This is a genomic window from Kineococcus auxinigenes, from assembly GCF_050871525.1.
Lineage (GTDB): Bacteria > Actinomycetota > Actinomycetes > Actinomycetales > Kineococcaceae > Kineococcus.
Genome location: NZ_JBKBCT010000003.1, coordinates 116,179 through 128,969 on the forward strand (window position 1 = coordinate 116,179; position 12,791 = coordinate 128,969).

12 protein-coding genes are annotated in these 12,791 nt (G+C 74.0%); 10 read left to right on the forward strand and 2 right to left on the reverse strand.

Annotation, left to right across the window (positions count from 1 at the left end; genetic code table 11):
* Nucleotides 1-98: 98 nt before the first annotated feature.
* The 10 genes from ACRYR9_RS02405 (at nucleotide 99) to ACRYR9_RS02450 (ending at nucleotide 10,209) form a co-directional block, all read left to right on the forward strand.
* Nucleotides 99-1,082: a hydroxyacid dehydrogenase gene (locus ACRYR9_RS02405; protein ID WP_432492654.1), complete on the forward strand. Its 984-nt coding sequence runs from the start codon at nucleotides 99-101 to the stop codon at nucleotides 1,080-1,082.
* The gene (locus ACRYR9_RS02410) at nucleotides 1,079-3,127 is read left to right on the forward strand and encodes a DUF2264 domain-containing protein (protein ID WP_432492516.1); all 2,049 of its coding nucleotides are present in this window, start codon (nucleotides 1,079-1,081) and stop codon (nucleotides 3,125-3,127) included. Before ACRYR9_RS02405 ends, ACRYR9_RS02410 begins: the two co-directional genes overlap by 4 nt.
* The gene (locus ACRYR9_RS02415) at nucleotides 3,124-4,425 is read left to right on the forward strand and encodes an ABC transporter substrate-binding protein (RefSeq protein ID WP_432492518.1); all 1,302 of its coding nucleotides are present in this window, start codon (nucleotides 3,124-3,126) and stop codon (nucleotides 4,423-4,425) included. Before ACRYR9_RS02410 ends, ACRYR9_RS02415 begins: the two co-directional genes overlap by 4 nt.
* Nucleotides 4,425-5,360, forward strand: coding sequence for a carbohydrate ABC transporter permease (locus ACRYR9_RS02420; protein ID WP_432492520.1), 936 nt, complete (start codon nucleotides 4,425-4,427; stop codon nucleotides 5,358-5,360). Before ACRYR9_RS02415 ends, ACRYR9_RS02420 begins: the two co-directional genes overlap by 1 nt.
* Nucleotides 5,360-6,265, forward strand: a complete 906-nt coding sequence (locus ACRYR9_RS02425; RefSeq protein ID WP_432492522.1) for a carbohydrate ABC transporter permease — start codon at nucleotides 5,360-5,362, stop codon at nucleotides 6,263-6,265. The genes ACRYR9_RS02420 and ACRYR9_RS02425 overlap by 1 nt, the downstream gene beginning before the upstream one ends.
* Before the next feature lie 7 nt (nucleotides 6,266-6,272).
* Entirely contained in the window at nucleotides 6,273-6,950 is a 678-nt protein-coding gene (locus tag ACRYR9_RS02430) for a ferredoxin-NADPH reductase (RefSeq protein ID WP_432492524.1), read from the forward strand.
* Entirely contained in the window at nucleotides 6,947-7,645 is a 699-nt protein-coding gene (locus ACRYR9_RS02435; protein ID WP_432492526.1) for a ThuA domain-containing protein, read from the forward strand. Before ACRYR9_RS02430 ends, ACRYR9_RS02435 begins: the two co-directional genes overlap by 4 nt.
* A complete protein-coding gene (locus ACRYR9_RS02440; protein WP_432492528.1) occupies nucleotides 7,642-9,348 on the forward strand; it encodes a DapH/DapD/GlmU-related protein in 1,707 nt (568 codons plus the stop codon). Before ACRYR9_RS02435 ends, ACRYR9_RS02440 begins: the two co-directional genes overlap by 4 nt.
* Before the next feature lie 98 nt (nucleotides 9,349-9,446).
* Nucleotides 9,447-9,617, forward strand: coding sequence for a hypothetical protein (locus ACRYR9_RS02445; protein ID WP_432492530.1), 171 nt, complete (start codon nucleotides 9,447-9,449; stop codon nucleotides 9,615-9,617).
* Between the two features lie 127 nt (nucleotides 9,618-9,744).
* Complete coding sequence (locus ACRYR9_RS02450) at nucleotides 9,745-10,209, forward strand: GtrA family protein (RefSeq protein ID WP_432492532.1); 465 nt, start codon at nucleotides 9,745-9,747, stop codon at nucleotides 10,207-10,209.
* Nucleotides 10,210-10,241: 32 nt separating this feature from the next.
* Here ACRYR9_RS02450 and ACRYR9_RS02455 read toward each other — a convergent pair whose 3' ends face one another.
* Both ACRYR9_RS02455 and ACRYR9_RS02460 read right to left on the reverse strand, forming a co-directional pair.
* Complete coding sequence (locus ACRYR9_RS02455) at nucleotides 10,242-11,213, reverse strand: intradiol ring-cleavage dioxygenase (protein ID WP_432492656.1); 972 nt, start codon at nucleotides 11,211-11,213, stop codon at nucleotides 10,242-10,244.
* A gap of 147 nt (nucleotides 11,214-11,360) precedes the next feature.
* Nucleotides 11,361-12,704 (reverse strand): DUF3500 domain-containing protein, encoded by a 1,344-nt coding sequence (locus tag ACRYR9_RS02460; RefSeq protein ID WP_432492534.1) that lies wholly within the window; start codon nucleotides 12,702-12,704, stop codon nucleotides 11,361-11,363.
* Between the last annotated feature and the right edge of the window lie 87 nt (nucleotides 12,705-12,791).

Genomic DNA, 12,791 nt, shown 5'->3' on the forward strand with positions numbered 1-12,791 from the left:
CAATGTCCGACCGGCGCCGACGCACCGACCTCCGACGACGAAGGACCGCCGTGCCCGATCCCGATCGACTTCCCGATCGCCCCCACGCGCTGCTGGTCATGGACCGGCGCACCTTCGCGCTGCAGTTCCACGAGGCGGAGCTGCAGCGGCTCGCGGGGCTCGCCGACGTCGACGAGCCGGTCTGGACCGCCGAGCTCGACAGCCCCGCCGCACGCCGCCGGCTCGCCCGGGCCGACGTCCTGCTCACCTCCTGGGGAGCCCCCGCGCTCACCCCCGAGCGGCTCGCCCGCGCCCCCCGGTTGCGCGCCGTCCTGCACGCGGCCGGCAGCGTCCGCGACCTCGTGGGCGAGGAGGTGTTCCGGCGCGGGATCGTCGTCAGCACCGCCGCCGACGTCAACGCCGTGCCCGTGGCCGAGTACACGCTCGCCGCGATCATCATGGCCGGCAAGAAGGCGCCGTTCCTCGCCGCGGACGGGCGGGCCCTGCCGACCGCGTGGCACGAGGTGCTGCACCGGGAGGACCTCTCGAACTGCGGCCGCACCGTCGTCGTCGTCGGCTTCTCCCGGATCGGGCGGCGCGTCGTGGAGATGCTGCGGATCCTCGACACCGCCGCGGTGCTCGTCGTCGACCCCCACGCCGACCCGGCCGCCGTGCGCGCCGCCGGCGGCGAGGTCGCCGAGCTGGACGACGCGCTGCGCCGCGCGGACATCGTCTCCCTGCACGCCCCCGCCCTGCCCGAGACGCACCACATGATCGGCGCGCGCGAACTGGACCTGCTGCCCCGCGGCGCCACGCTCGTGAACACCGCCCGCGGCTGCCTCGTCGACCACGACGCGCTGCTCGTCGCCTGCGCCGCGGGCCACGTCGACGCGATCCTCGACGTCACCGAACCCGAGCCCCTGCCGGCCGGGCACCCGCTGCTGCACCTGCCGAACGTCATGGTCACCCCGCACGTCGCCGGTTCCCTCGGCGCCGAGACCCGGCGCCTGGCCCAGCACGCCCTCGACGAGCTCGAAGCCTGGGTCGCGGGGCGAGCCCTGGGCACACCGGTCACCGCCGAGGCGACGGCGGTGAGCGCGTGAACGCCCGGACCGCGCACGCGCCGGGACGAGCAGCCGGTGCCGGGCGCGGCTGGGACCGGGCGCGGTGGGCCGCCTTCGCCGACCACCTCCTCCTCTCGGTGCGCCCCTTCGCCTCGCCCGACCACGCCCGCATCACCCCACCCGGCGGACCGGGCGGCTACGGCACCGACGTCGACGGCCTGGAGGGTTTCGCCCGCACCTTCCTCACCGCCGGTTTCCGCCTCGCCGGTGAGCGCGGCGCGGACCCGCTGCACCTGGCCGAGTGGTACGCCGCCGGCATCGCCGCCGGGACCGACCCGCACGGGGCGAACCGGTGGGTGCGCCTGCCCGAGCACGGCCAGGCCAAGGTCGAGGCCGCCTCGATCGCCCTCGTGCTCGACCTCACCCGCCCCTGGATCTGGGACCGCCTCGACCCGCGCGTGCAGGAACAGGTCGTGGACTGGCTCGCCCCCGCCGTCGGGGACGAGACGTACCCCCGCATCAACTGGGTGTGGTTCCGCCTGGTGGTCCAGACGTTCCTGCGCTCGGTCGGCGGCCCGCACTCCCTCGACGACATGGCCGACGACCTCGCCACCCACGACACCTTCGTGCGCGAGGACGGCTGGATCTGCGACGGCGCGGAACGCTCCTACGACCACTACGCCGGCTGGGCGCTGCACCTGTACCCGACCCTGTGGGCGCGCATGGCCGGCGCCGCGGACCTCGCCGCGCCGCGCCGCGACGCGGACCGCGCCCGGCTGGACCGCTTCCTCCAGGACGCCGTGCACCTCGTCGGCGGCGACGGCTCCCCGCTGATCCAGGGCCGCAGCCTCATCTACCGGTTCGCCGCCGCGGCGCCGTTCTGGGTCGGCGCCCTCGCCGAGGTGCCCTCGGTGCGCCCCGGGCTGCTGCGCCGCGCCGCGTCCGCCGTCGTCGGCCACTTCGACGAGAACGGCGTTCCCGACGAGCGCGGTCTGCTCACCCAGGGCTGGCACGGCGAGTGGCCACAGCTCTCCCAGGCCTACTCCGGGCCGGGCTCGCCGTACTGGGCCAGCAAGGGGCTGCTGGGCCTGGCCCTGCCGGCGGAGCACCCGGTGTGGACCGCCGAGGACGAACCCCTCCCCGTCGAGGTCGCCGACACCGCGTTCGCCGTCCGCGCCGCCGGCTGGCTCGTGACGACGACGCGCGCCGACGGCGTGGTGCGCGTGACGAACCACGGCACCGACCACGCCCGGCCGGGCGACGAGGTGGGGGACTCCCCGCTGTACGCGCGCCTGGGCTACTCCACCGCCACCGGCCCGCTGCTGGACGCCGAGGCGTGGCGTGAACCGCTCGAGCAGTCCGTCGCACTCGTCGACGCCACCGGGCGCCGCACGCACCGCGCGGGTTTCACCACCCTGCCGCTCGGCCGTGCCGTCCGGACGAGCGGCGGTGACGGCGCCCCCGCGGCGCTCGTCGCCGGCTCGCGCGCCGCGGCGCACTGGCTGGAACCCGGGCCCGACCCGCGGCACGGCTCCGGGCTCCGCGGCACCACCACGGCAGCGGGGACGGTCACCACCGTCTCCGTCGTCCGAGGGGCTTGGGAGGTGCGCTTCGTGCGCGTCGACGGCCCCGCCGGGGACGCGGTGGAGGTGCAGGTCGGCGGGTGGGCGCTCGCGGCGGCGGAACCCCCGGCCGAGGACGTCGCCGCGAGCGCGGGGCCGCCGGCCGTGACGGTGCGCACCGACCGCTCGACCTCGACCGTCGCCGGCCTCGACGGGGTGGCGGGTGCGCTGGTGGTGCGACGCGAGAACGCCTCGCCCCTCGGACCGCACTCGGCGGTGCCCGTGCTGCGGGCCCCGGTCCGAGCCGGGACGTGGCTCGCCGCGGCAGTGGCCCTCGCCGGTTCTCCGGCCGGGGCGGGCAGGACCCCCCGCCTGACGCGGGGGGAGGGCGCCCACGTGGACGTCACGTGGGCGGACGGGGCGCGCACGCACGTGGCGCTGCCCGACGACGAGGACGCGGACGTCCCGTCGACGCACACCGACGGCCCCCAGGTGCCCGTCGGACGAGAGGAGACGCGATGAAGCGCAGGACTCTGCACGCCCTGGCCGCCACGACGGCGGCGAGCCTGCTGCTCGCCGGCTGCGGCGGCGGCAGCGAAGCGGCCCAGGACGAGCCCTTCGACCCGAACGAGCCGGTCACCCTGACCGTGTCGGTGTGGAACCTGGCGGGGACCCCCGAGTTCCAGGCCCTGTTCGACGCCTACGAGCAGGCCCGCCCGAACGTCACGATCGAACCGGTCGACATCCTCGCCGACGACTACCCGACGAAGGTGACGACGATGCTCGCCGGTGGCGACTCCACCGACGTCATCGCGGTCAAGAGCCTCATGGACTACTCGAAGTTCTCCACGGCGGGGCAGCTGCAGGACGTCACCGACCTCGCCGAGGGTGCTTCCGAGCTGGGGGGCCTGGACGCCTACGAGCAGGACGGGACGTACTTCGCCCTGCCGTACCGGCAGGACTTCTGGGTGAACTACTACAACAAGGGCATCTTCGACGCGGTGGGCGAGGAGTACCCGGCCGACCTCACCTGGGACGAGTACGTCGACCTCGCGCAGCGCATCACCGAGAAGGCGGCCGCGGCGGGGATCACGCCCGCCGAGGGGACGAAGGTCTTCGGGACGTTCACGCAGCCGTGGCGCTCCGCGGTCGGAGCCATCGCCGCCGCGCAGACCGGGGGCGACCAGCTCGGCAGCGACGGCTACGAGTTCTTCGCCCCGTACTACGAACGCGCCCTTGAGCTGCAGGAGTCGGGGGCCACCCTCGACTACAGCACCGCCACGACCCAGCAGGTCACCTACCGCACGATGTTCACGACCGAGCAGGCCGCGATGGTCCCCATGGGCACCTGGTTCACCTCGGCCCTGCTGCAGGCGCAGGCCGCCGGTGAGACGGACGTCGAGTGGGGCATCGCCCCGATGCCGCAGCCGGAGGCGGGCGGCGAGACGGTCACCTTCGGCGGGCCCACGGCCTTCGCCGTGAACCGCAACGCCGAGCACTCCGGTGCGGCCCGCGACTTCCTGGAGTGGGCCGCCGGTGAGGAGGGCGCCCGGGCCGTCGCGGCCACCGGCATCGTCCCGGCCCTGCAGACGCAGGAGATCAAGGACGCCTACCTCGCCCTGGAGGGCATCCCGACCGACGAGCTCACGCAGGAGGCCCTCGCGCCCGACGAGGTCGCCCTGGAGATGCCGGTCGGCCCGACGACCGCCCAGGTCGAGCAGGTCCTCGGCGAGGAGCACCAGCTCATCATGACCGGCTCCGCCTCCATCGACGAGACCCTGGAGAACATGGCGGAGCGCGTCGAGAACGAGGTGGGCTGATGGCCGCACCCGCACCTCCGGTCGTGCGGCCGACCACCCCGTCGGCGACGACGTACTCCAACCGCCGGCAGGTGCGCCGCAACACCCTGCTGGGGTGGTCGTTCATCCTGCCGAACTTCGCCGGCTTCGCGCTGCTGACCCTGGTGCCGGTGGTGGCGACCTTCGGCATCGCCTTCACGAAGTGGAACGCGTACTCCACGCCGGAGTTCACCGGCCTGGACAACTTCACCCGGCTGGTGCAGGACGGGAACTTCCGGGTCGCCCTGTTCAACACCGTCTACTACACCGTCGGCCACGTGCCGCTGACGATGGCGGCGTCCCTGCTGCTGGCGCTGGCGCTGAACCGCAAGCTGCGGGGGGTCGCCTTCTTCCGCACGGCGGCGTTCTTCCCGTACATCACGTCCATCGTCGCGGTCGCCGTGGTGTGGAACATGCTCTACAACCCCACTCAGGGACCGATCAACCAGTTCCTGCTGACGCTGGGGTTCGACGACCCGCCGGGCTGGACGTCGGACCCGTCGTGGGCCATGCCCGCCGTCATCATCACCGGCGTGTGGAAGGACATGGGCTACTACATGATCCTCTTCCTCGCCGGGTTGCAGACCATCCCGCCGGAGCTGCACGAAGCCGCGAAGGTCGACGGGGCCAACGCGTTCCAGCGGTTCCGCAACGTCACCCTGCCGTGCCTGCGGCCGACGACGTTCTTCGTCCTCATCATGCTCACCATCGGCAGCTTCAAGGTCTTCGACCTCATCGTCGTCATGACCGACGGCGGCCCGGGGCGCAGCACCCTGGTGCTGTCCCAGCTCATCTACCGCGAGGGCATCGTCAACGGCCGGTTCGGGTACTCCTCGGCCGTCGCGCTGGCGCTGTTCGTCCTCGTCCTCGGGGTCACCGTGGCGCAGTACGCCCGCAACAAGCGGCTGGAGGCGTGATGGCCAGCATCCTCGGACCCCGGACCAGCACCACCGCACCGGTGCCGCCCACCACGCCCGCTCCCGACCGGCGGCGGGCGCGGCCGGTCCGCCCGTGGGCGACCCCGCTGGCGTACGCGCTGCTGACGGTGCTGGCAGCCCTGCTGCTCGTGCCCTTCGCCTGGATGGTGTCCTCGTCGCTGAAGACGAACGCCCAGGTCTTCACCGTGCCGATCCAGTGGATCCCGCGGGAGCTGCACTGGGAGAACTTCACGGAGATCTGGAGCCGCGTCCCGCTGCTCACCTACCTGCGGAACACGACGTTCCTGGCGGTCGTCATCACGTTCCTGCAGGTGTTCACCGGCAGTTTCGCCGCCTACGGGTTCTCGAAGATCCGCTTCCCCGGCCGGGACGGGCTGTTCCTGGCGTACATCGCGACGATCGCGGTGCCGTGGCAGGCGTACATGATCCCGCAGTACATCCTCATGCAGAAGGCCGGCCTGGTGAACACGTTCACCGCGCTGATCCTGCTGCAGGCGTTCAGCGCCTTCGGCGTCTTCCTCATGCGGCAGTACTACATGTCCGTGCCCGACGAGCTCGTGGAGGCCGCGCGCATCGACGGCCTGTCGGAGTACGGCATCTACCGCAGGGTCATGCTGCCGTTGTCGGTGCCGGCACTGGCGAGCCTGGCGCTGCTGACGTTCGTCAACACGTGGAACGACTTCATGGGCCCGTTCATCTACCTGACGAGCAACGACCTGTGGACGGTGCAGATCGGCCTGCGCCAGTTCATCGGCCAGTACGACGCGGAGTACGCCCTCATCATGACGGGCTCGGTCATCTCCGTGGTGCCCATCCTCGTGGTCTTCCTCCTGGGGCAGCGGTACTTCATCCAGGGGATCGCCACCAGCGGCATGAAGGGCTGAGCGCGCCGTGAACAGGGTCTCCCACGAGACGTACCTGCACGTCGCCGGCGTCGTGTACGTCGCCCTCGCGACGAACCTGGCGCTGGCCGTGGTCCTGGCGCCCCTGCTGGTGGCGGTGCTCGTCGTGCCGGACGTGACGGCCGGCTGGCCGCTGCTCGTGCTCCTCACCGGTGCGCTGGGGGCTCCGGCGCTGGCGGCGGCCGCCGCGGTCTTCTCCTCGTTCTCCACCGACGGCACCACCGCGGTGCTGCGCACCTTCGCGCGGTCGTGGGCGCGCTCGCTGCGCCGGGCGGTCCCGCTGGGGTCGGCCGCGGGCGCGGTGCTCGTCGTGGTCGGGGTGGACGCGGTGGTGCTGGCCGGAACCACCTGGGGGGCGCTCACCCTGCCGCTCCTGGCGGTGGTGGCGCTGCTGGCCGTCGCGGTCGCCGTGCTCGCCGCCGTCCAGCTCGCCGAGCGGCCCGGCGCCCGGCTGCGCGACGTCGTGCGTCCCTCCGTCTGGGTGGCGGTCCGCCGCTGGCCGTTCACGCTGTTCTCCCTGGCCGTCCTCGCGCTGCTCGCGGCGGCGGTGGCCTCCCGGCCCGCGCTGGGCCTGGGCCTGGCCGCCGCCCCCCTGCTGTACGTGGTGTGGGCCAACAGCCGCTGGAGCGTGCGGCCGGCCCCGGCGGGGGCGAGGATCGCCGCGTGAACGCACCACTGACGGCGACGGCGAGGGCACTGGTGCTGGTGGGCCGCGGCCGCTACCAGGACCGCTGGCACGACGACGCGGCCACCGGGTACCGCGTCGCCGGTGAACTGGCCGCGGCCGGCCTGGAACCGCAGGTGCGCGGCACGGCCCCGGACGCGCTCGACGGGGCCGACGGGCTCGCCCTGCTCGTCGTCGTCGCCGGCACGGGGCGCAGCGACGCCGACTGGGACGGCGGCGACGAGGCGTGGGCGCCGTTCCACGCGCGCCTGGCCGCGCTCGTCGCCGAGGGCGGCGTGCCGCTGCTCGCCCTGCACCAGGCCGCGAACACCTTCACGGACGCCCCCGGCTGGTCGGAGCTGATCGGCGGCCGCTGGGTCCCCGAGCTGTCCATGCACCCGCCCATCGGTCTCGCGGCCTTCCGCCCCGTCCCGGGGGAGGAGCACCCCGTCGTGGCGGGGCTGGAACCCGTGGAGGCGTTCGACGAGCGCTACTGCCGGCTGCAGCGCGCAGCGGGCTCGCGGGTGCTGCTCACCACCGAGCACGACGGTGTCGAGCACCCGGTGGTGTGGCAGGCCGCCGGCCCGGGCCGCGTGCTGTACGACGGGCTCGGCCACGACACCCGCTCCTACGACAGCGCCTCGCGCCGTCAGCTGCTGCGCCGCGAGGTGGCCTGGCTGCTCGGCGGGGCACCGTGACCGCCCCCCTCCCCGGCGCCGGTGCGGGCGCGGCGGAACCGCCCCCCGCGGCGCCGGTCTTCGACCGCCACCACCACGACCACTCGCCGTGGGGCTTCTGGCAGGACGCCTCCGCCGAGGCGCGCGCGCACCAGAGCGAGCTGCAGCGCCGGGCGGTGTCCCAGAACCCGGGGTGGTCGATCGGGGCGGGGTGCTTCGTCAGCGAACTGGCCGCCGTGCAGGCGGAGCGGTTCGTCCTGGGCGAGCGCAGCTACGTCGCTGCGCACGCATACCTGACCGGCGACGTCGTCACGGGCCGCGACTGCAGCCTCAACGCCTTCTCCGTCGTGCGCGGGCGGGTCCGGCTCGGCGACGCGGTCCGGATGGGCGCCCACACCTCGCTGCTGGGTTTCAACCACGGGATGGAACCGGGCACGGAGGTGCACCGGCAACCGCTGACGTCGAAGGGCATCACGGTCGGCGACGACGTGTGGATCGGCTCGCACGTGGTCGTCCTCGACGGGGTGGTCGTCGGCGACCACGCGGTCCTGGCGGCCGGCGCGGTCGTGACCAAGGACGTGCCGGCGGGTGCGGTGGTCGGGGGCAACCCCGCCCGGGTGCTGCGCTGGCGGGTGCCGTCGCTCGCGCCGGTCCCCGCGGACGACCTCGCCGCGCGCCTGGTCGCCTTCGAGGCCCGCGCCCGCGCCCAGGCGGCCGACGTGCTCGCCCGGTCCTGGCGCCCCGACCTGCCCGGCGGGCAGTTCGTCGACACCCCCGGCGCCGCGCCCACGGTGCGCGCGCAGTGCGACGCCCTGGAGGTCGCCGCCCTCCTGCTCGACGGTGCCCCGCCCCAGCTGCCCCTGCAGGAGCAGCTCGCCCGCCTGCGCGGCTGGCAGGACGAGCGCACCGGACTCGTGCCACCCCTCGACGCGACGGGCCACCCGGTCACCACCGCGCCGGAGCTCGCCGACGGCGCCGCCGCCTACCACGTCCTGTCCGTCGGGTACGCCCTCGACCTGCACGGCGCCCGCTTCGAGCACCCCGTGCGGCCGGTCGCCGAGATGGACGCGGCCACCCTCGTCGGCGCCCTGGAGGCGCTGCCCTGGCGCGGGCAGGCGTGGAGCGCCGGCGCCTGGGTGGACGCGGTGGGCACCGCGTTCCGCTGGAACCTCGACCTGGGCGCCGGCGGCGTCCCCGGGACCCTGCCCGCCCTGTTCGGCTGGCTGACCACCCGTGCCGACCCGCGCACCGGCACGTGGGGCGCCCCACCGCCCGGCGAGGGGGCGCTGCAGGTCGTCAACGGCTTCTACCGCGCCTCCCGCGGCACCTACGCCCAGTTCGACGTGCCGCTGCCCTTCCCGGAGCGGGTCGTGGACACCGTGCTCGCGCACGCGGCCGACGCCCGCTGGTTCGCGCCGGAGCGGCAGGACGCCTGCAACGTGCTGGACGTCGCGCACCCCCTGTGGCTCGCAGGGCGGCAGAGCACCCACCGCCGCGACGAGGTGGTGGCGCTGGCCCGCCGCCTGCTCGCCGACGCTCTCGGGCGCTGGCGCGACGGGCAGGGCTTCGCCTTCCGCGCCGGACGCACCCCGGGCCTGCAGGGCACCGAGATGTGGCTGGCGATCACGTGGCTGCTCGCCGACCTGGTCGGCCCGTCCGACCTGCTCGGGTTCCGCCCCCGCGGGGTGCACCGGCCCGAGCCGGCGCTGCGGCTGCACCCGTGAGGGCCGGCGCGCCGACCTGCTGAGCCCGCCTGGAACAAGACGACCCCGTTCCCACGTTGCACGAGCAACCGACAACGCCGTCACCCGGGAGATCCACCGTGCGCACCACCGCCACCACGCTGAGCTTCGCCGCCCTCATCGGGGTGCTCGCCGCCGCCGGCGGCTCACCGCCGGCCGCCGCCACGCCCGAGCGCACCCGGGTCACCGGCGAGGTGCACCAGAGGTCGCAGGACGTCCTGCCCGACGACGACGGCGGCGACTCCCGCTGACCCCACCGGCGAGCCGCGAGCACCCCGATCGGGGGAGGCCGCGACCCGCCGCGTACTGCTCCGGGTGCAGGTGAGGACCGTGCCGGGGGATGACGCGCCGCCGCCCCCGGTGGGCCAGGCTGGAGCCGTGAGCACCGCCACCCTCGCCCCCTCGACGCCCAGCCGGCCGGCGCCGGTCCAGCAGTGGCGGGCCGGGACCCTGCCGCGGTTCGTGGCCGCCGGCCTGACCGGCAACCTCGCCCACGCAGTGGTGTTCCTGCTGCTGCAGGTCTGGACGCCGATCCCCGTGGCCGTGGTCAACGTGACCGCCACGGTGTTCTCCACCCTCATGACCAACGAGATGCACCGCCGGTTCACCTTTCCCGGCGCCGCGGGCACGCCCTGGTTCCACGGGCACGGCGTCGGCGGTGCCGCGGCGCTCCTCGGCGTGGTGCTCAGCACCGCGGCGCTCACCGCGTGGCACCACCTCGTGCCGGGGGCGAGCGCGCTGAGCGGTCTGCTCCTCGTCCACGCCGTGACCGGGCTGGTCGGCCTGGCCAACTTCCTCGCGCTGCGCACGGTGCTGCGCCCGCGGGCGGCCGGGGCGGCCTGACGCCGGCGCCCCGGCGCCCCGGCGCCCCGGCGTCAGGCGGAGGTGGGCCGGTCGGTGGGCATGCCGGTGGGCGGGGTCCCGCCGGCGCCACCGGGACCACCTGCACCGCCGGGGCCGCCCGCACCGCCGCTGGAGGGGGCCGAACCGGCGGTCGGGGTGGTGTCGGTGTCCACGCCGACGGTGAGGGTGAGCGCGTAGCCGCTGGTGACGTCCCCGGTGACGCTGGGGATCTGGGTGGCGCCGGAGTCGTCGCTGAAGACGTTGTCGGAGGCGAGGGTGACGTTGGCCAGGTTGCTCACCGACTGCTCGTAGCCGCTGGTGGCGTAGACGGTGGTGCAGGTGTCCTCGGGCAGGGCGACCTGCGAGGTGGCGATGGCGTTGGCGGCGTCGGTGATGGAGTCCACGTCGGGGTAGACCTCGAAGTGGACGTGCGGCCAGCGCCCGGAGTAGCAGGCGGGGAAGATGCTGGTGAAGGTGACCGAACCGTTCTCGTCGGCGACCTGCACCCCGCGCAGGTAGTTCTCGTCCTCGACGCCTTCGGAGTACAGCGAGTAGTTGCCGTCGCGGTCGCAGTGCCACACGTACACGGCGGCGCCGGCGAAGGGCACGTCGCCGTTCGCCATGTCCACGACGTCCAGGGTGAGGGTCATCGGCACGCCCTCGGCGGTGGTGGTGGAGGTGCCGAAGGAGGAGCGGATGTCGGAGCGCACCACGCCCGACACCGTCAGCACGTTCGCGCCGTTGGAGCCGTCGCCGGGGTAGGGGCCGGCGGTCTCGTCGGGGATCTCGCTCAGCGACGAGGACGTCGCCGACGCGGTGGTGCCCGCGTCGGCGTCCGCGCCGCAGGCTGCCAGGCCCAGGCCGGCCGCGCCCAGACCCAGCACGCCCAGCACGCGGCGGCGGTCGAGCCCGCGCTGGCGCATGGTGGCGATGTCGAAGGCCACGCCCTGGTCGTCGACGTCCTCGTCCTGGCGCGGCAGGGACCGGCCCTGGTAGGTGCGCAGCGCCCGCCGGGCGCGCGTCTCGGCCTGCTGGTCCTGGGGGTTCACGGTGGTCCTCTCGTCGCTCACACCCTCACCATCGGCGGTCCGGGCGCGAACCGGACGTGAGGGAGCTGTGCCTCACCTGTGCGTTCGGGCGGTGCCGGGCGCTCAGTGGTCCAGCGCGAGGTGCAGGGCCAGCAGGGACTTGCCGTAGTCGCCCCCGTTCGGGGTGCGGACGTCGGCGTGGACGTGGTTGCGGCTGGAACCGGTGACGCCCTTGCCGAGGGGGCCGGGGCCCTCGCAGTCGAACTCGATCCAGATGACCGGGGACTGGATGCGGGTGTAGAAGACCGCGTCGTCGCCGGTGTCGCCCTTCCACGCGAAGTACGTCGCATCGAGGTGCTCGCGGATCTCCGCCATCTTGATCGCGGCGTGCCCGTCGTCGACGTTGCCCACCATCCGGGCCACGAAGGCCAGCACCGCTTCCTGGGCGGTGCTGGACAGGTCCGTCAGCAGCGCCCCCTCGTACGGCTGGACGAGGTTGTCCTGGAAGGCGCCGGCGACCGACTCCGCGGCGCTCTTGTCGGCCGACAGGATCGCTGTGGCCTGCTCGTCGCTGCTCAGGGACTGGATCGCGGCGACGGCCAGGGCGAACTCCTCGTCGAACACGCTTAGGCCCTCGTACTCGCTGTCCAGCCCCTTGTCCGCCGTGGTGGGCTCGGAACCCCAGAAGCAGGGGGTCATCACGACCTGGTCGCCCAGGACGAAGTAGTTGATGACCAGGTGGTGCCCGTCGACCTGAAAGCCCCAGGGCTCGGTCTCCGAGGGGGTCCCCATGACGGTGAACCAGTAGAGGTCTTCGTTGAACTGGCTCTCCTGGCCGACCAGGATTCCGCCGTAGGTGTTGAGCTTCATGATGGTCTCGGCGTTGTCCAGGCCCTGCGCGCTCAGGCCCGCTTCGAGGATGGCCATGGCGGCGGCCTTCTGCGTGTCGTCCATCTCCTCCAGGCTGACGCCGTTGCGCTGGTAGCTGTCGACGTTGCTCCACAGCCGCCACTCGTCTTGGGTGTAGTCCTCCGGTGCCACCTCGAAGGACGCCGCCGTGCGCTGGTCGTCGCTGAGCGATGACAGCCAGGCCGTCGCCGCCGCCACCACGCCGGAGGTGCTGACCCCGCTGGCCTGGACGGCGTACAGGTCGGGGACGACGGTGCCGTCGGTGGTCAGCCCGACGAATTCCCCGGTGATGCCCTCGGCCATGCCGTCGGGGCCCCCGCCCGCGGGCGGTCCGCCCCGGGTGGCAGAGGTGGTGGAGCCGGTGGTGTCGGCGCCGGAGCACGCCGCGAGGGTGGCGAACGCGGCGACCCCGGTGGTGGCGAACATCGCGGTCATGAACCGCCGGCGGTTCAGCGCGCCGGCGCTGCCCGGGGCGTGGACCCGGTGCCCGTCCCTCGTGCGCAGGACTGCCTCGTCGCCGTGGGTGTGGTCGACGCCGTGGTGGTGGTGGTTGTGCACGGAGGACTCCCTGTGTGTCGAAGGTGGTACCCACGGTGCACCGCTGTCCCGGGTGCGACCGGTGGGGGAGCTGTGCGTCGGCAGTGC

Coding starts and splice junctions, on each gene's coding strand:
- ACRYR9_RS02425 (WP_432492522.1), top strand. CDS start 5,360: ATGGCCAGCATCCTCGGACCCCGGACCAGCACCACCGCACCGGTGCCG.
- ACRYR9_RS02405 (WP_432492654.1), top strand. CDS start 99: ATGGACCGGCGCACCTTCGCGCTGCAGTTCCACGAGGCGGAGCTGCAG.
- ACRYR9_RS02415 (WP_432492518.1), top strand. CDS start 3,124: ATGAAGCGCAGGACTCTGCACGCCCTGGCCGCCACGACGGCGGCGAGC.
- ACRYR9_RS02420 (WP_432492520.1), top strand. CDS start 4,425: ATGGCCGCACCCGCACCTCCGGTCGTGCGGCCGACCACCCCGTCGGCG.